We start from the raw sequence: 16,354 nt of genomic DNA, 5'->3' as shown, positions 1-16,354 counted from the left end.
GGCTAATTTCCCATCATATTTACAGTTTGTTTACCTCCCCTCATACCCTGTCCCACGCACTTTTTCCAGCACCAAATCCTTCCGTTTTGACCTCCCATTCCCTTCCTTTTCCACTATCTTGTCCCCGGTTTAATTGCATCGCCCGGAGCTTTTTCTATATAATAGCGGAAGAATACATAACGTAAGAAGCGGGTGAACGGTTTGGAACCGATGCTGCAGGTAAAAGGGCTGTACGGGGGATATTTCCCGCGCAAGCCTGTTCTGAAGGATGTGGATTTTGACGTATTTCCCGGTGAGATGGTGGGCATGATCGGACTTAACGGCGCCGGCAAAAGTACCACGATCAAGCATATTCTGGGGCTGCTCCAGCCCCAGAAGGGAGAAATCCGGGTCCGCGGGCGTACCCTGGCCGAGGCACCTTTGGAATATCGCTCGTCCTTTGCCTATGTGCCCGAGTCCCCGGAGTTGTATGAGGAGCTGACCATCAGCGAGCACCTGGAGCTGACGGCAAGAGCTTACGGACTGGAGCGGCCCTTGTATGCGCAGCGGTCCGCCACTTTGCTGGACACCTTCCATATGACGGCCAAAAAGGACAGCTTCTCCGCGCATCTGTCCAAAGGGATGAAGCAGAAGGTGATGATCATGAACGCCTTCCTGACGGAGCCGCCCCTCTATATTATAGATGAGCCGTTTCTGGGCCTGGACCCCCTTGGTATCCGCTCCCTGCTGGAGCTGATGGTGGAGATGCGGCAAAAGGGAGCCAGTTTCCTGATCAGCTCCCACATCTTGTCCACCATTGAGCGCTACTGCGACAAGTTCATTGTTCTCCATCAAGGGTGCATCGCCGCCAAAGGGACCCTTCCCGAGATTTTGAAAGCGGCGGGCCTGCCTGCGGGCAGTAGTCTGGACGATGCCTTCTGTGTGCTGGCCGCGTCGGGAGGCGCCGTCGGATGAGGGAGGATTTCGCGGATCTGTGGCGCAAAAGAGCGGCAGCTTTCTGGAAGGAGAGCTTCATCTATATCAGCTATGCCGCCCGCAGCGGCTTCGCCGGATTTTTATTAATGTTCTTTATAATAGGCGCTTATTATTACGGCAAGTTTCTGCAGAGCCTTCCGGAGGCGTTTCCCTACTGGAGGTTTACCACCCCCCTGCTGGCCCTGCCCCTGGGGATGACCGGAATCCGCACCTTCATGAAGCAGGCGGATATGGTATTTCTGGCCCCGGCCGAAGCGAGGCTGCGCAGCTGGTGGACCAGCTCGATTGTATACAGCTTCGTGTTCCAAGCTGCGGTCACCCTCCTGCTGCTGCTCCTGGTCTGGCCGTTGTATCTGGCTTGTGCGGATGAGGCAGCGCTTCCCTTCGCACATGCCGCCTTGTATCTTGCGGCCGCCAAGCTGCTGGCGGTGTTGGGCCGCTTCCGGGCGGACCGGCTGGTCTACCGGCTGAACCGCAGCGCCGAGACTCTCGTCCGCTGGGTGGCTGCGGTGGTCCTGCCCTTCGCCCTGTTGACGGAAAACCCGGGGAAGGCATGGCTGCTACTCCTTCTGGCGGCGGTAGTGCAAAGCTTGGTGGTGCTGCCGTTCCCCCGGCACAGAGTGGCCTGGGAGCATCTGATCCGCCGGGAGGAAATCAGCCTCAAGCGTCACTACACCTTCTACAGCTGGTTTGCCGATGTGCCGAAGCTAAAAACCAAACCGGCGGCAAGACGTTTTCTCGGGGGGATCACCTCTCGGATTCCCTTCCGGCAGGAGGACACACACCGGTATCTGTATGCCAAGACCTTTATCCGTTCAGAATATTATGCCATATTGGTACGCACCTCCGTGATAGCCATCCTGTTGTTCCTGGCCGTGAATCATACGGCAGCGGTTCTGCTCATTTACGGGGTTGTGCTGGTGATGAATTGCGCCACAGTGTCCTCGTTGGCCCAGAGCCACCGGTACAGCTTCTGGCTGGAGCTGTATCCGCTGGATGCGGAACGCAGAGTCAAGGCAGTGTCCCGCATCTGCGAAGCCGCACTGCTCTTCTCCAACATAGCAATGGGAGCTGCGCTTATTGGCTTTCACGGCAGCGGCAGGCTGGAGGCCTTGGCAGCTGTAGCGGCGGGTTTTCTGGTTATCCTCTACTTCACACGGGTGTCGCTTCCCCGGAAAATCAAACATGCCGGGGACTGAGTCCTCCGGCATGTTTTTTTCTACGATTAACTTCACATTACAGACAATTTACGCCCTTCTTCACGCTCAAAACAGAACGGAACCACCGGGAAATCCCGCTCCCCGGCGGCGCGCATATTTTTCCCCCATAAAGCCTTGTATTCAGCGGGTTTCCAAGCCCATTTAAGACCTGCTCCTAACCCGTTTCTTCTATTATAATGTAAACTTATAAACGGTCATTTCAGGCCCAGCAGCTTAACCGCATTTTCGGTGGTAATCCGGGCGATTTCCTCTACGGACATCCCGCGGATTTCGGCAGCTGCCTCTGCCACATAACGCACATATCCGGTTTCGTTTCGCTTCCCGCGGAAAGGATGTGGGGTCAGATACGGGGCATCCGTTTCCAGGAGCAAACGGTCCAGGGGAACCCGGGCCAGCACCTCTTTGGGCTGCTTGGCATTCTTGAAGGAAACCGGTCCTCCGAAGGAAATATGGAAGTTCATGTCCAGGCACATTTTTGCCGTTTCCCAGCTGCCGGAGAAACAATGCATGATGCCGCCTACCTCTGCCGCTTTTTCCTCCTTCAGAATCTCCAGAATATCCTGATGGGCATCCCGGTTATGGATAACAATGGGCTTGCCCAGCTTCTTAGCCAGCCGGATCTGCTCCCGGAAAACCCGAGCCTGCACATCCTTGGGGGAGGTGTCCCAATAATAATCCAGGCCGATTTCGCCCAGAGCCACCACCTTGGGAAGCTTCAGCAGCTCCTCCAGCTCCTCCAGGTCCTCCGGTGTCATATCCTTGGCATCCTGGGGGTGCCAGCCCAGCACCGCATAGACAAAATCATACGTCCGGGACAGCTCCAGAGTAGTGGGAATGGTTTCACGGTTAAAGCCCACATTCACAATCCGGGTGACGCCGGCTTCATATGCCCGCATCAGCGCCTCATGCCGGTCTTCCTGAAAGGACGGACTGTCCATATGGGTGTGTGTGTCGGTAAACATGCTTGTACCTCTTTTCTGCGGTTGCATTCTTGACGTTTTTAATGGGAGAAGCGGCTACGATCGCTTCTGCAGCAGCTGCCACAGCTCGTCGGGCATGGATTCCGCCGCCAGCAGCTCCTCCGGGAAATAAATGTGATGCTGCCCTTGGCGGATGCCGCTGATGGAGCGGACAATTTCCGAGCGGCTGGAGATTTCGAATAGCTGGTCTCGGGCATCCAGCAGCAGAATCGGAAGCTTCTCCTCCACCTCGCCGGGTTTATATACATCATACGGAAGATCCGCCGGAAAATCGAGATACATATAATAATCCGGATCAAGCCCCACCTTCAACAGGCAGTCCCGCACCCCCCGGGTAAGCGGGATCTCGCTTTCCTCCAGAGGCACATATTTCAGGAGCCGCCTATCCAGGAAACGGCCGCATAAATCAGCCAGCACCGGATCGGAATCCTTGGTCCACTGCATAAAGGCCACCTGCATCAGCGCTTCATCCAGGTGCAGATAATCGTTGACCGTCATGGAATGGTCGAACAGCCGGCGCAGCGTATCATTCAGGAAGGAAAAAGTATGCGCACCCCCATATAATACTCGCGCCCGGTCGAATATTTTGGATAGCAGAATTTCCCCGCTCCGGGTGACAGGGTGAAAGTAGACCTGCCAATACATCTGATAGCGGGACATCAGGTAATCCTCCACCGCGTGCATGCCGCTCTCCTTCACCACAATATGTCCCTTATGGGGGCGGACCATCCGCAGAATCCGCTCCAGATCGAAGGTGCCGTAATCCACACCGGTATAATACGCGTCACGCAGCAGATAATCCATCCGGTCTGCATCCATCTGGCTGGAGATCAGGCTTACCACTATTTTTTTCTCGTAGGTTTTCCGGATAACGGCGGCAATCTTCTCAGGAAGCTCCGGGTCAGCCTTGCGCAGAATCCGGTTCACCTGGGTTTCCCCCAGAACAATCCGGCAAGTCCACTCCTCGTGGTCGCTATTAAAGGCCCTTTCGATGGAATGGGAAAAGGGGCCGTGCCCCAAATCATGGAGCAGTGCCGCACACAGGCATAATAACCGTTCCTCCCGCGGCCAATCGGAAAATCCGCTTTTTTCGAATTGCGATATAATCCGCCGGGTTATTTCATACACACCGAGAGAATGGGAGAACCGGCTGTGCTCCGCCCCGTGGAAGGTCAGATAGGACGTGCCCAGCTGCCTGATCCTCCGAAGCCGTTGAAACTCTGCTGAATTAATCAGCTCCCATATGGTTTCATCCTGGACGTAGATGTAATTATGTACCGGATCCTTAAATACCTTTTCTTCCGACAGTTTGCCTGACATGTCCGCGCCCCCCTTCATTGGATTGAGGTAAAAGTCCTCTTTTTCACTTGTCGAAAAATGTCGCAAACAACCTCCTTTAGTCCCGAACGGATATTCCTTAAAAACTAGTAATATTACTATTCGATTTTTCCGGCAAAAATATTACTCGAAAAAAGTCCACTGTTATCAGGGTTATGGGATTTTATAAGCCAAAATTTAGTACCTTTTTTTACAAAAAAACAGTTGACTATTTTGGGAATGGTTGGTATCATAATAAAGTGCGATGTCGAAAGATGACGATTGTAAAATCTGCCACCAAATTTGAGAGGAGCAACATATACAATGATGAAATCTACTGGTATTGTAAGAAAAGTGGACGAGCTGGGCCGGGTTGTAATCCCGATCGAACTTCGCCGCACCTTGGGAATTGGCGAGAAGGACGCTCTTGAAATTTATGTAGATGGCGAGCGCATCATGCTCAAGAAATACGAGCCTGCTTGCATCTTTTGTGGCAATGCTGAGAACGTTGCCTACTTTAAAGGAAAAATTGTTTGTAATGTTTGCCTAACTGAGATGCCTAACCCTGTGACAAAATAGGAATTATAGTGTATAATAAATCCATAACCAATGTTAATTCTAACCTTTTTATATCTCCTCTAGTCCCTGAACAACCTACGCAAAGCCGGCGTGGTTGTTGAGGGATATTTTTTGTCCTCCGGCCTGTTGCCCAAACCTACTAATAGATAAGCCAAAACGGGGGCGAATGCCCCCTTATTCCTCCAGCAGCTCCTGATAGATATCCCGGCGGGACACGCCCCGGTCCCCGGCTGCCTTCTTCATGGCCTCCTTGCGGCTGAGCCCGTCGGCTTCATACCGCTCCACATGCTCTGCTGCCGACAGAGTCTTCCACCAGCTTGCTTCAGCGGCCATGTCATGTTCCCCAGGCCCATCTGCAGAAGCTCCCTCTACCACCAGGCAATACTCACCCAAGGGCGGAGCCGCCTCCAGCATGCTAAGTGCTTCCTCCAGGGTTCCCCGGGCAAACTCCTCGTAGCGTTTAGTCAGCTCCCGAGCCAGCACCACCTGTCGGTTGCCCCAGGTTTGCAGCATTGCCTCCAGCGTTTTGCCTACCCGGTGCGGAGATTCATAGAATAACAGAGTCTCCTTCACCCCTTGAAGGGAGGAGAGTTTTTCCCTCAGACCTTTTTTGTCCCGGGGCAGGAAGCCCGCAAAACGGAAGCCGGTGGTGTCCAGGCCTGACGCAATCAGCGCAGAGAGCGCCGCATTAGCACCCGGCACAGGTATTACAGGAATATCCGCCTCAATGGCCAAACGGACCAAGTCCGCTCCGGGATCAGATATGGCTGGCAAACCGGCGTCGCTGACCAGGGCAATGCTCTGCCCTTCCTGGAGAAGACGGACCAGCTCAGGGCCGCTGTGAATTTTATTATGCTCATGGTAGCTGACCAGCCTGCCCGCAATCTCGAAGTGGGTCAACAGCTTCCGGGTCTGCCGGGTATCCTCCGCCGCTATAATATCGGCCTCCTTCAGGATGCGCACCGCCCGGAATGTCATGTCCTCCAGATTGCCGATGGGTGTGGCCACCAGATAAAGTGCTCCGCCGACACCGCGGTCTGCCGAATAGCTCCGCTGTATATTCATTCCGACACCCTCTCCTTATTCTCTACCCGGAGGCTATCGGCTGAACCATAATAAACCTCCATCAGCTCCGCGCTATATTGCCCGTCCGGGCCGTAGACCACCAGGGGCGGAAGCAGCCGCAAATCCGGCTTGCCTCCCCTGATGCCCTCCACCAGTACCATATTGGCCTCTTCCTCCGCTTTGGGGTGGACAAAACGGAGACGTTTGGGTTCCAAACCTGCCTTCCGCATCCCTTCCAGGATGTCGGTAAGCCTTCCGGGCCGATGGACCATGGCCACCTTACCGCCGAATCGGGTGAGCCGGCTGCAGGTCTGCAGCACATCCTCCAGGGTACAGAAGATTTCATGGCGGGCGGCGGCAAAATGGACATTCCCGTTTTGCTCTCCTGCGCTTACGGGGAGATACGGGGGGTTCACCGTCACCAGGTCGAACAAACCTGCTTCCCGGCTCCGGTATTCCTTCAGGTCTCCCTGCTCGATATGAACCCGCTCCTCCAAACCATTCAGACGGACACTCCGGGCTGCCATGTCGGCCAGCCGCTCCTGAATCTCCAGCCCCCAAATCTCCGCTTGGGTGCGGGTGGACAGCAGCATGGGGATAACGCCGTTGCCGGTGCACAGATCCATCACCCGGCCCCGGGGAGGCACCGAGCAGAAGCGTGCCAAGAGCACCGCATCCATGGAAAAGGAAAATACATCATCCGCTTGGATGATCTTCAAGTTATTACGGAGTAAATCATCCGCTCGTTCGTGAGGCAAAAGCATATCTGTTCTCTGGACTCCTCTGTGCCGCCCAAGTGCTCATAAGGCCAGCCGCTCATGTCGCGGCTGGCCTCGTTCATCTCATGCGCCATCAATATTATTTATTCAGGAATGACATACAAAACAGGCAGTCGCCTTCGGTACGCAAATGTCCATAATAAACATTGCATATGTGAAAGCCTTCATGATAAAGCCGGGCCAGATTCTCATAACCTTCCCGGGTCAGGGACAGACCCTCCGGCTTGGCGGGCTCGGCGTCAGGCTCCATAGTCGGTTCCGGGTATTGATCCTCACGTATCAGACGCAAGAGCCGCTCATTCTCCATCTGAAGCCGCTGGTTTTCCTCCAGAAGCTCCACCACAATGGTCTTCAGCCTGCTCAAATCCGCATACATGGTGCCCATTTGTTCTTCCATGGCTTCAATCTGTGTGAAAATTTCCTTTTTCTCCAACGGTTGTCACCTCAGGTGAGCCTTCAAATTACTCCTGCTCCGCTACATCATCCCCCGGGAGCTCCACTACCCGGTTATTCTGCTCAAACAGCTGAACCTTTACCATCCGGCTCTCCACATTCAGGCTCACCACCTTGGCCTGCCCCATGGTGGTAATTACGATACGCCCAACCTTAGGCAGCTCGGTTTTGCCGCTTTCATAATTGTCATGCTCGTATTTCAGACAGCACATCAGCCTGCCGCATAATCCGGAAATTTTGGTGGGATTCAGGCTGAGGTTCTGATCCTTGGCCATCTTAATGGAGACGGGATCGAAATCCCCCAGGAAGGAGGAGCAGCACAGAATGCGGCCGCACGGCCCGATTCCACCCAACAGCTTGGCTTCATCCCGGACTCCGATCTGCCGGAGCTCAATGCGGGTGCGGAAGATACTGGCCAGATCCTTCACCAGCTCCCGGAAATCCACCCGGCCCTCTGCTGTAAAATAAAAGATGACCTTATTCCGGTCAAAGGTATATTCAACGTCCACCAGCTTCATCTTCAGCCCGTGGTCCTTGATCTTCTCCTGGCAGATGCCGAAGGCTTCCTTGGCGGCGGCCTTATTATTATCCACCACCCGGGCATCATTGTCGTCCGCGATCCGGATGACCCTCTTCAAGGGAAGCACCACATCGCTTTCGGGCACATCACGCTTTCCGATGACGACCTTGCCGTATTCCAATCCCCGTGCCGTATCCACAATCACACTGCTGTCTTTTTGAACAGGCAAGTCAATGGGGTCAAAGTAAAACACCTTCCCCGCCTTCTTGAAGCGGACGCCCACAACGCAATACAAAGTTTTCTCCCTCCAATCTATGTTAACCTTTATTCAAGGCATTAGCTTGCAGGCCGGTCCTGCATTCCGATAATGGCCTGCTCCAAGGCCAGCTGGGCATTCGCCGTGGTGCGCAGCTTCTTCTGAAGCTCGATCAGGAGCTCCATGGCATGCACCCAATACCGCAAGGGCAAACGCATGGCTTCCTTATAGGTCCAATCGGTTTGATCGGCAAACACCACATCTTCCCGGCGGCCGTTCTGAAGGTGAAGCATATCTTTCAGCAGAAGCAGCCACAGGTCCAGAATAAGAGGAAGTCGATCCGCCATATCGGACTTAAACACGGCCTGCTGCGCTGTAATGAGCACATGAGGGAAGCGGAAAAGCGCCTCCTTAGCCAATTGTATCATTACATTTCGCGCTTCTGCAAACTCCTTTGATTGGATAAATTCCCGCGCGGCCTCTACTCCTCCCGCCACATGGGCGGCAGGCAGCACCAGCTCCAGCGGAAGCCCTTCCCGCCGGTGAAGCACCTCCACAATTTCGGGGGCAGCCAACGGAACAAAGGGTATCCATTGGGCCCTGGACTGGATGGTAGGCAGGAGAGCATGTCCGTTTTCCGTAATCAGAATGGCCATGATATCGGTCCCCGGCTCTTCCAGAAACTTGAGAAGGCTGTTGGCCGCTTGGACTGTCATCCGGTCCGCTTGTTCAATCACATAGATCTTCTTCGCGCCGCCGGACAGACGGTAGCCCAGCTCCCGCTGCAGCTCCCGGATCTGGTCGATCTTCACGCTGGCCCCTTCGGGCTCTATCAGAATCAGATTGGGATGGTTGCCGTGGGCCACCTTGCGGCACTCCACACAATCCCCGCAGGCGTCATCCTCTCTGGCGGTGCAGAACACCGCTTGAGCCAGAGTCACGGCCATTTCCTTCTTGCCGGAGCCCGAAGGCCCGGAGAAAATGTAAGCATGGGACAGCTTCCCGGTACGGAGGCTGTTGACGAGCATCCGCTTGGCCCGGAACTGTCCCGGTATAGAATCAAACGACAATGGTGCCTCCCTCCTTCCCAGGGATCCCTTCTATTTAAAAGGTCAAGTTTATGAGTAAGCCTTTAATTTCACCGACCCGCTGCAGGATATCGATTTTGCCCTGCTCCGTGTCCAGCAGCTCGTCCGCCATGGCAAGCAGATGGCCGTCGATTTCCTCCAGAAGCTTGTAGCGTTTGGTGCGGCCCCTGCGGTCCCAGCCCCGGGTATCCTTCAGCCCGACACCGCGGCGGGCAGTCTCCTCCAGAAACTGCTTGATCAACAGCTTGTACTGCCGCAGCTCACGGACGGTCATGGAACGGGACAGGCGGTCGCCCTGCCGCTGGATCTGGTCGATCATCCGGTTCAATTGCTCCTGGCCGGCTTGTTCATCTTGCTGGCGCAGACTGTCAGAGAAGCTTTTTTGCTCCACAGGATGGAAATTGGAATTGTCCGTCCGGCGAAGCTCATTGCCGGACGGACGCCAGCCAGGATTGATTTTCATGAGGATATGTCCAGCCTTCCTTGTGCGAATGAATTAATAGTGCTCGAAGCGTTCAACCGGCATGACGAACACCGCGGCGCCGCCCACCTGAACCTCAACAGGGAATGGAATATAGGAATCGGAAGTTCCGCCCATAGGGGAAACGGGAGTAACCAGCTGTTCCCGGGTCTTGCAGTTGTTGCGGATTACATTCAGCACCTCGGGCACCCGCTCATCCTCAATACCGATAATGAATGTGGTATTGCCGGCCTTCAGAAAACCGCCGGTGGACGCCAGCTTGGTGGCGCGGAAGCCGTCCTTGATGAGAGCGTTGGACAGACGGTTGCTGTCTTTATCCTGAACCACAGCGATGACAAGCTTCATAGCAACTCCTCCTTCTAAATGATAGGATAGCTCCACAAGCCGCAGGTATACCGGCCGGGTGCTTATTACCTCACGATATGTGCCGGGGACAGCATGGGTGACAGCCGCCTAAAGGAAAGGAGTCTCCATGAACATGCATTACCCGCATTTTCAATAAAAAACTCCATGTCCATACTTTATTTGACATGAAAGCAACGTTTTCCTGCTTGGAAGGAAAGATTCAGCGCCTGCCGTACGGATTGCGCCACTTGATCCAGAGGCTGTCCCGCATCAATGCGGACAATCCGGTCGGGATACCGGGCATGGAGAAGAGCATAGCCTTCTCTGACCTTATGGTGAAAGGACCGGCCCTCCAGATCCAGGCGGTTGATCTCCCGCCCTTCATCCTTATGGATCCGGGAGAGGCCCAGCTCCGGGTCAATATCCAGCCACAGGGTAAGATCCGGCATCACCCCAGCTGTGGCAAATTCATTAACCGAATAAATTTCGTCGATGCCCAATCCCCGGGCGTGCCCCTGGTAGACCAAGCTGCTGTCCACGTACCTGTCGCTCAGCACCGTTATTCCCCGGGCAATGGCGGGCAGCACCTTCTCCACTAGATGCTGCCTGCGGGCTGCAGCATACAGAAGCGCCTCCGTTCTGCCGTCCATGGAGATATGCTCCTTGTTCAGAATAATGGAGCGGATTTCCTCGGCAATCCGGATGCCTCCCGGCTCGCGGGTAATCAGGACCTCCATTCCCTTCTCCTGCAAAAAAGACTCAATCTCCGGAATCAGGGAGGTTTTGCCCGCTCCTTCTCCGCCTTCCACCGTAATAAACCAACCTTCTGCCACTGCTATACCCCATTCGTTGTTTATTTCAGCCATCCGTATATCAAAGCGCAAGCGCCGCAACAATAAACCGTCAGGAATCCTGTCCCGTTACCAGTATACTACATCCGGGTCCCGGAGGCGCACCCTGAAATTTGGCTCCTGCCCGATACAGACGCAAAATCCGCTCCGCAGCCCCTGCCGAAATGGTCTCACCCGGAATCAATAGGGGAATTCCCGGCGGATACGGCACGACCGCCTGGGCGGCACGCATACCCACCGCCTTACCGAGGGGCATGGGCGTTCCTCTGTTGACGCCGGTAAGCCCCATCGGCACCGGCTCGCTGACCGGATCCGCAGCTGCCGCCGTCACAGCCAAATTCGCAGATACGACGTCAGCTGCCTCACCGCCGCTATATCCGGAAGAGCCGGGTAAGGAGGCGATAACCTCCGCCAGCCGCTCCAGATCCTCTCGGCCCGTGGCCGGACTGGCCGCCAGCACCGCATAACGGTCATCGGCCATCTCACCGATGATACCGCCCCCGGCCAGCTCCTGCAGGAGCTGAAATCCGGTGCGACCGCCTGCCGCATCCTCCATCACCAGCTTATACGGGTCCCATACATCATAGGCATTAGCCTCCGGCTCCGGCATAAGCACGCGGATTCCAGTGCCGTTCATACCGGCCAGCGCCTCCCGGAATCGCCGGAGCTCCTCCAGCCCGGCGCCAATCTCCGCTTCCCCACGAATGGCTGCATAACGTCGGGCCATATCCAGCGAAGCCATGATGGGATAGGACGGACTGGAGCTTTGCAGCATAGTCAGCCTCTCCCGCAGGACATCCCGGGGTATGCGGTTACCCTGCACATGGAGCATCGCCCCCATGGTCATGGCCGTCAGCATCTTGTGGGTGGACTGCACTACCCCGTCCGCTCCACGGGACAACGCCGACACAGGCACCCCCGGGTGAAGCCCGAAGTGGGCGCCATGTGCCTCATCCACCAAAAGCGCCATCCCTGCGCCGTGTACCAGCCGGGCATACGGCTCCAAGTCCCAGCCCATCCCGTAATAATTGGGATTGGTCAGAAACACCGCCTTCGCCTGCGGATACCGCTCCAATGCGGTATGAAGGGTAGTCCGCGCCACTCCTCCGGCTATCCCCGTCTGCCTGTCCACCTCCGGCTCCAGCATCACTGCCCGGGCCCGGGCCAGCATCAAGGCATGGATCACCGATTTATGGGCGTTGCGCTGTACCAGAATGAGGTCATCCTGCTGGCAGACGGCGCCGATCAAGGCCAGATTCCCCGCTGTGCTGCCTCCTACCAGGAAGAATGTCTCCTCCGCGCCGAAGCATTCCGCTGCCAGCTGCTGTGCCGCAAGAATCGGACCCTCCGGATGATGCAAATCATCCAATCCTTCTATTTCGGTATAATCAAGCTCCATAACAGAGCCAAAAAAATCCTTCTCTTCCCCCTGTAGACTTGCACCAAACTTGTGGCCGGGCACATGGAAGCTGCTTTCCTTCCGTTTGCTCCGTTCCACCAGCGCTTGAAGCAGCGGGGCTTGGGTCTGATCCATCCGTAAGCTCCTCCCAACCGGAAACAAAAAAAGAAGGACAAGAATACTCATCCTTCTTTAACTATATGAAAAAAGCCGGATAAAAGAAAGCATCTGCCGTCCGCTTTTTACGCATTTTTGGGGTACCAGATCCGCTTCAGCTGGTGGATAAAATAAGGGTACTTGGCATCCTGCACATCCGTCCGGACAATTTCCATTTCACATTCCTCACAGATAAATTCCGAAATCACCCGTATGCCTTCCTTGCCGGTGCTCCCGCAGATAATGCAGATCTCCCCGACAGCCCCGCTTTGACTATGCTCATGCTCCGCCGCCGGCTCCGTGCTCCGTTTCAGGTCCAGTCCTTCGAATTCCTCCAACCTTATCACCTCTAATCTTTTTATCTATCAGTATGTCCATGAAACTATCCGCTCATTCGTTGTTTCAAAGCTTTCCTCCGTTTTTATATGTGTATGTGGGCAGGGGCCTGTTGGTTCCTGGAAAATAGCTGCAAAACCAGCCCTCCGATGCCGATATTAAGAAAGAAGAGGAGGCGCATCATGTCCAAACATACCCTATCTGAGGATTCTACTATATATCATTATACCCTGCTTTACCGGTTTACCCGCAAGCATCCGTTTTTCTGGGTGTATTCCGCCTGCCTGCTCCTATGGGCCTTTGCGGATGCCGTATACTCCGGATGGGAAGGCCTGCTTCAGCTTGCTGCATCCGTAGCCATCGTCACCGCTGTTCATGCGATTATCGTATTGCCTCTCACCCGTCTCTCCCGCGGCTCCGTGCCCCGTATATGGAAATGGGCCTTTGCCTATCCCCTGGCCGGTTATTTGCCTGCCGGGCTGGTGCCGATCAAACAATGGGACCGGGCCAATCATCACCGTCTGCTCATCGGCTTTGTGCTGGTGGCACTTCTATATGTATGGCTGCCCCTGCCTTGGCTGGCCAATGCGGCGGCGGCCCATTATTTTCTACTCCTCCCCCAGCTGGTCTATGTGGGAAAATGTCTCCGCCTCCATGCCGGCGGCATGCTGAAGGTAACGGAACGGGACATTTCTTTCTACAAAAATTAAGGGTCCACGGCTAAAGCCCTCTATACCCCCCCGCAACTTTTGCCAAATGAAACATCCCCCTCCTTCGCTTGACAGCATATCTTCCATAACACTATAATTTGTAGTGTGAGGTGTGTCACAGTGAAGATACAGAACTTCAAGTACAGCGAAAAAGGTCTGAACCGCTTTTTTGGCCCCCTGGAAGCTAAGATTATGGAGATCCTGTGGTCCCATACGGAATGCTCCATCCGGGATGTCCAGAAAATGCTGGATCAGGAACGTAACCTCAACTTCAACACGATCATGACCGTCATGAACCGGCTTTTGGAAAAGGGTGTGCTGACGAAGCGGATGGATGGGCGTACCTCCTTGTTCCGTCCGGTGCACAGCAAGGAAGACTTTATGGACATCCAGTCCAAGGAGATTACCCACGAGCTGATGGAAGATTTCGGGCCGTTGGTTGTCAATCATATGATTGATGCCCTTGATGAAGCGGACCCCGATTTGCTCAGCCTCCTCGAGCAAAAAATCGAAAGTCTGAAAAAGGGAAGATAGCCTATGGGAAATTCTCTATCCAAATCGGTCTTGATCCTGTCCTTGTTGGCAGCGGGGCTTCTGTTTGTTCAAATGGTCATGTATGCAGGCTTTATCCTGTTCCGCTGGGATGCGCTGCGCAGCTGGTTCGATATGTGCAACAGCTGGTTTATCCAGTGGGGGATGCCATTTATGGCGATCCTATTGGATGCGTTAGTCTGGACCACCGTTTTGGCCGGTGTGACTATGCTGGGTATCCAGCTGGTCTCATATCTCCGCGTCAAACGAAATTTTGCCCCTCTGCGTCGCAGGGACCAGGAGCAGGCCATCACTCTCGCTTACCGTCTCCCACGCAGAAGGTTAATCATTATTGAACAGGAGAACGCAGTGGCATTGACCATGGGCTTCATCCGTCCGGTCATCGTGCTGTCCACAGGTTTAATCCGCATGCTGGATGAGCAGGAGCTGGAAGCCGTTATCCGTCATGAAGAATATCATATGCGGCATCACGATGCCCTGCGAGCAATGCCTGCCTATTTGCTGTCCAAAATGATGTGGTATTTGCCGATTCTGCGCTGGTGTTATCATGTGCTTAAGATATCTGCGGAGGTTCAGGCAGACCAATATGCCGTATCACGTACAGGTACTCCTGTAGGCTTGGGAAGCGCCCTGCTGAAGTTAGCGAGGCACAAGCCGGTGGTACAGATGAACTTTGCCCATGCATCCTTTGCGGATTCTCCCATTAACATCAGAATCCGCCAGCTTATCGATCCCGCGGGAAAACCGCCTATGCGTCTTCCCTTGCTTTCTACCGTCGTTTCACTTCAAGTGGCTGTCGTATTGGCCTCGCTTTTACTTCCGGCTTTGATGTAACACGCTATTCCATGCCTCGGAATGGGGCATCTTTTTTGAAAGTAAACACTACACGTTGTAGTGATAATGGGATAGATCATTTGAAGCAACCACTATTAAGGAGGAAATGAACCAATGAATAAATGGAAACTGGCAACGATTATTACAGTGATCGTCATTGTGGCAGGCGGCGGTATCGGATATTACGCGTACGATTATTATGCAGGCAACCATGTGGAGGTTAAGGATGTCATCAGCGCACCTACCACCTCTGGCGGTACACAAGGTGCCGCCACGGCCGCTACTCCCGCTGCAGCTGCTGATGTTAACGGCACTTGGAACATTCAATCGGCTTCGGAGGTCTACTTCTCTGTCACCACCTCCAAGGAAACCGTCAACTTCTCCGTTAAGCCGGTAACCGGCTCCTGGACCCTGAACACTGCCGATCCCACTCAGAATAAGGCAGAAGGCGCCGTGGAACTTAGCGGCCTCAGCTCCGGCAACGGACAGCGGGACAACCACATTAAGGGAGCTGACTACCTTCAGGTAGAGCAGCATCCGAAGGCGACCTTTACCGTCAAATCCTTCGAAAATCTGCCGAAGGAATGGAAAGCCGGCGCTACCGAATCCTTCAAGATGACCGGCACCCTCACCGTCCGCGGCATCGCCAAGGACGTCACCTTCGACACCAAAGCGCAGCTGGATGGAACCCAGCTGAAGCTGGAGGGTCAAACCGTCGTCACCTTTGAAGACTATGGTATGAAGAATCCCCACACCGTCGTCCTCAGCGCACAAAATGATGTTACCGTCCAGCTGCGGCTGGTACTCAGCAAATAATAGAAAGACCGCGTACCGAACTTAGGACGCGGTCTTTTTGTGGCGTCTGGGGACACACGCATTCGCTTTATACCAATCTCCGTCTGATACGCTGGGCTTACGGACACCACAAACCATATTCGTCTCATTGTGCGCCATCCTGAACTCTAACGGACCCAGGTGCTCTTATTCCGCTAAAAAGATGCCTCCACCGCCTCCATTCATTCAAATAGCGTCACTGGAGTCCGTTAGAGTAGCCAGACCCCTGTTTTTGAGTAAATAGCGCCTCTCCAGTCCGTTAGCCCGCGAGACTACAACAAAAAGACCCTCTAGCGTGAGCTAAACGGTCTGTCTGTGCTTGGCAACGTCCTACTCTCCCAGGACCCTGCGGTCCAAGTACCATCGGCGCTGGAGGGCTTAACGGTCGTGTTCGAGATGGGAACGCGTGGTTCCCCTCCGCCATCATCACCAAACGCTTTGCAAGTCAAGGCTTGCGCCCTGAAAACCGGATGCGAAACGAGGTCACCGAAACCTCTTCATCTATACCACTGCTTACCAAGTGAGTGTGGCTACCGCCAACCTCGTAGGTTAAGCCCTCGACCGATTAGTATTCGTCAGCTCCATGTGTTGCCACACTTCCACCCCGAACCTATCTACCTCGTC

At 54.6% G+C, this 16,354-nt stretch carries 19 protein-coding genes and 1 rRNA gene; 7 read left to right on the top strand and 13 right to left on the bottom strand.

Annotated elements, in window-relative coordinates:
• The first annotated feature begins 210 nt into the window (after positions 1-210).
• A complete protein-coding gene (locus ACI1P1_RS27825) occupies positions 211-954 on the top strand; it encodes an ABC transporter ATP-binding protein (protein ID WP_416219884.1) in 744 nt (247 codons plus the stop codon).
• Positions 951-2,174 carry an ABC transporter permease gene (locus ACI1P1_RS27820; RefSeq protein WP_416219825.1) on the top strand — a complete coding sequence of 408 codons (1,224 nt, stop codon included), beginning with the start codon at positions 951-953 and terminating at the stop codon, positions 2,172-2,174. The genes ACI1P1_RS27825 and ACI1P1_RS27820 overlap by 4 nt, the downstream gene beginning before the upstream one ends.
• 215 nt (positions 2,175-2,389) lie before the next feature.
• On the opposite strand, the gene ACI1P1_RS27815 is transcribed toward ACI1P1_RS27820, so the two are convergent.
• Complete coding sequence (locus tag ACI1P1_RS27815) at positions 2,390-3,157, bottom strand: TatD family hydrolase (RefSeq protein WP_416219823.1); 768 nt, start codon at positions 3,155-3,157, stop codon at positions 2,390-2,392.
• Between the two features lie 54 nt (positions 3,158-3,211).
• Positions 3,212-4,495: an HD domain-containing protein gene (locus ACI1P1_RS27810; RefSeq protein ID WP_416219822.1), complete on the bottom strand. Its 1,284-nt coding sequence runs from the start codon at positions 4,493-4,495 to the stop codon at positions 3,212-3,214.
• A 321-nt stretch (positions 4,496-4,816) separates the two neighbouring features.
• On the opposite strand from ACI1P1_RS27810, the gene ACI1P1_RS27805 reads away from it, so the two are divergent.
• Complete coding sequence (locus ACI1P1_RS27805) at positions 4,817-5,071, top strand: AbrB/MazE/SpoVT family DNA-binding domain-containing protein (protein ID WP_113022007.1); 255 nt, start codon at positions 4,817-4,819, stop codon at positions 5,069-5,071.
• 174 nt (positions 5,072-5,245) lie between these two features.
• On the opposite strand, the gene rsmI is transcribed toward ACI1P1_RS27805, so the two are convergent.
• The 10 genes from rsmI to ACI1P1_RS27755 all read right to left on the bottom strand — a co-directional run bounded on the left by rsmI (position 5,246) and on the right by ACI1P1_RS27755 (position 12,715).
• Entirely contained in the window at positions 5,246-6,136 is an 891-nt protein-coding gene (rsmI, locus tag ACI1P1_RS27800; protein WP_416219821.1) for a 16S rRNA (cytidine(1402)-2'-O)-methyltransferase, read from the bottom strand.
• A complete protein-coding gene (locus ACI1P1_RS27795) occupies positions 6,133-6,900 on the bottom strand; it encodes a tRNA1(Val) (adenine(37)-N6)-methyltransferase (protein WP_416219820.1) in 768 nt (255 codons plus the stop codon). The genes rsmI and ACI1P1_RS27795 overlap by 4 nt, the downstream gene beginning before the upstream one ends.
• Before the next feature lie 94 nt (positions 6,901-6,994).
• Positions 6,995-7,348: a DNA replication initiation control protein YabA gene (gene yabA / locus ACI1P1_RS27790; RefSeq protein WP_416219819.1), complete on the bottom strand. Its 354-nt coding sequence runs from the start codon at positions 7,346-7,348 to the stop codon at positions 6,995-6,997.
• 28 nt (positions 7,349-7,376) lie between these two features.
• On the bottom strand, positions 7,377-8,183 hold the full coding sequence (locus ACI1P1_RS27785) for a PSP1 domain-containing protein (protein WP_416219818.1): 807 nt from the start codon (positions 8,181-8,183) through the stop codon (positions 7,377-7,379).
• A gap of 41 nt (positions 8,184-8,224) precedes the next feature.
• Positions 8,225-9,214 carry a DNA polymerase III subunit delta' gene (gene holB, locus ACI1P1_RS27780; protein WP_416219817.1) on the bottom strand — a complete coding sequence of 330 codons (990 nt, stop codon included), beginning with the start codon at positions 9,212-9,214 and terminating at the stop codon, positions 8,225-8,227.
• 34 nt (positions 9,215-9,248) lie between these two features.
• Positions 9,249-9,695 (bottom strand): YaaR family protein, encoded by a 447-nt coding sequence (locus ACI1P1_RS27775; RefSeq protein WP_416219816.1) that lies wholly within the window; start codon positions 9,693-9,695, stop codon positions 9,249-9,251.
• A 33-nt stretch (positions 9,696-9,728) separates the two neighbouring features.
• Positions 9,729-10,058, bottom strand: a complete 330-nt coding sequence (locus tag ACI1P1_RS27770) for a cyclic-di-AMP receptor (protein ID WP_416219814.1) — start codon at positions 10,056-10,058, stop codon at positions 9,729-9,731.
• Positions 10,059-10,234: 176 nt separating this feature from the next.
• Positions 10,235-10,924 carry a dTMP kinase gene (tmk, locus tag ACI1P1_RS27765; protein ID WP_416219813.1) on the bottom strand — a complete coding sequence of 230 codons (690 nt, stop codon included), beginning with the start codon at positions 10,922-10,924 and terminating at the stop codon, positions 10,235-10,237.
• Positions 10,925-10,961: 37 nt separating this feature from the next.
• The gene (locus ACI1P1_RS27760; protein WP_416219812.1) at positions 10,962-12,443 is read right to left on the bottom strand and encodes an aminotransferase class I/II-fold pyridoxal phosphate-dependent enzyme; all 1,482 of its coding nucleotides are present in this window, start codon (positions 12,441-12,443) and stop codon (positions 10,962-10,964) included.
• 107 nt (positions 12,444-12,550) lie between these two features.
• Complete coding sequence (locus ACI1P1_RS27755; RefSeq protein ID WP_416219883.1) at positions 12,551-12,715, bottom strand: sigma factor G inhibitor Gin; 165 nt, start codon at positions 12,713-12,715, stop codon at positions 12,551-12,553.
• Positions 12,716-12,982: 267 nt separating this feature from the next.
• Between ACI1P1_RS27755 and ACI1P1_RS27750 the strand changes: the two genes are divergently transcribed.
• The 4 genes from ACI1P1_RS27750 (at position 12,983) to ACI1P1_RS27735 (ending at position 15,712) form a co-directional block, all read left to right on the top strand.
• Positions 12,983-13,510 carry a hypothetical protein gene (locus tag ACI1P1_RS27750; protein WP_416219810.1) on the top strand — a complete coding sequence of 176 codons (528 nt, stop codon included), beginning with the start codon at positions 12,983-12,985 and terminating at the stop codon, positions 13,508-13,510.
• Between the two features lie 120 nt (positions 13,511-13,630).
• Entirely contained in the window at positions 13,631-14,044 is a 414-nt protein-coding gene (locus ACI1P1_RS27745) for a BlaI/MecI/CopY family transcriptional regulator (RefSeq protein ID WP_416219809.1), read from the top strand.
• A gap of 3 nt (positions 14,045-14,047) precedes the next feature.
• Positions 14,048-14,896 (top strand): M56 family metallopeptidase, encoded by an 849-nt coding sequence (locus tag ACI1P1_RS27740; RefSeq protein WP_416219807.1) that lies wholly within the window; start codon positions 14,048-14,050, stop codon positions 14,894-14,896.
• A gap of 114 nt (positions 14,897-15,010) precedes the next feature.
• Positions 15,011-15,712: a YceI family protein gene (locus tag ACI1P1_RS27735; protein WP_416219806.1), complete on the top strand. Its 702-nt coding sequence runs from the start codon at positions 15,011-15,013 to the stop codon at positions 15,710-15,712.
• Positions 15,713-16,047: 335 nt separating this feature from the next.
• Here the strand turns inward: ACI1P1_RS27735 and rrf are convergent.
• A 5S ribosomal RNA gene (gene rrf / locus ACI1P1_RS27730) occupies positions 16,048-16,164 on the bottom strand.
• Positions 16,165-16,354 lie beyond the last annotated feature (190 nt).

The sequence above is a fragment of the Paenibacillus mesotrionivorans genome, from assembly GCF_046098205.1.
Taxonomy (GTDB): domain Bacteria; phylum Bacillota; class Bacilli; order Paenibacillales; family NBRC-103111; genus Paenibacillus_AR; species Paenibacillus_AR mesotrionivorans.
This window is presented reverse-complemented; position numbering and strand designations above follow the sequence as displayed.

What these genes read in the sequence shown, in the direction of transcription:
- ACI1P1_RS27825 (WP_416219884.1), top strand. Translation starts at nt 211, where the DNA reads ATGCTGCAGGTAAAAGGGCTGTACGGGGGATATTTCCCGCGCAAGCCT.
- ACI1P1_RS27820 (WP_416219825.1), top strand. Translation starts at nt 951, where the DNA reads ATGAGGGAGGATTTCGCGGATCTGTGGCGCAAAAGAGCGGCAGCTTTC.
- ACI1P1_RS27815 (WP_416219823.1), bottom strand. Translation starts at nt 3,157, where the DNA reads ATGTTTACCGACACACACACCCATATGGACAGTCCGTCCTTTCAGGAA.
- ACI1P1_RS27810 (WP_416219822.1), bottom strand. Translation starts at nt 4,495, where the DNA reads ATGTCAGGCAAACTGTCGGAAGAAAAGGTATTTAAGGATCCGGTACAT.
- ACI1P1_RS27805 (WP_113022007.1), top strand. Translation starts at nt 4,817, where the DNA reads ATGATGAAATCTACTGGTATTGTAAGAAAAGTGGACGAGCTGGGCCGG.
- rsmI (WP_416219821.1), bottom strand. Translation starts at nt 6,136, where the DNA reads ATGAATATACAGCGGAGCTATTCGGCAGACCGCGGTGTCGGCGGAGCA.
- ACI1P1_RS27795 (WP_416219820.1), bottom strand. Translation starts at nt 6,900, where the DNA reads ATGCTTTTGCCTCACGAACGAGCGGATGATTTACTCCGTAATAACTTG.
- ACI1P1_RS27775 (WP_416219816.1), bottom strand. Translation starts at nt 9,695, where the DNA reads ATGAAAATCAATCCTGGCTGGCGTCCGTCCGGCAATGAGCTTCGCCGG.
- ACI1P1_RS27770 (WP_416219814.1), bottom strand. Translation starts at nt 10,058, where the DNA reads ATGAAGCTTGTCATCGCTGTGGTTCAGGATAAAGACAGCAACCGTCTG.
- tmk (WP_416219813.1), bottom strand. Translation starts at nt 10,924, where the DNA reads ATGGCTGAAATAAACAACGAATGGGGTATAGCAGTGGCAGAAGGTTGG.
- ACI1P1_RS27760 (WP_416219812.1), bottom strand. Translation starts at nt 12,443, where the DNA reads ATGGATCAGACCCAAGCCCCGCTGCTTCAAGCGCTGGTGGAACGGAGC.
- ACI1P1_RS27750 (WP_416219810.1), top strand. Translation starts at nt 12,983, where the DNA reads ATGTCCAAACATACCCTATCTGAGGATTCTACTATATATCATTATACC.
- ACI1P1_RS27740 (WP_416219807.1), top strand. Translation starts at nt 14,048, where the DNA reads ATGGGAAATTCTCTATCCAAATCGGTCTTGATCCTGTCCTTGTTGGCA.
- ACI1P1_RS27735 (WP_416219806.1), top strand. Translation starts at nt 15,011, where the DNA reads ATGAATAAATGGAAACTGGCAACGATTATTACAGTGATCGTCATTGTG.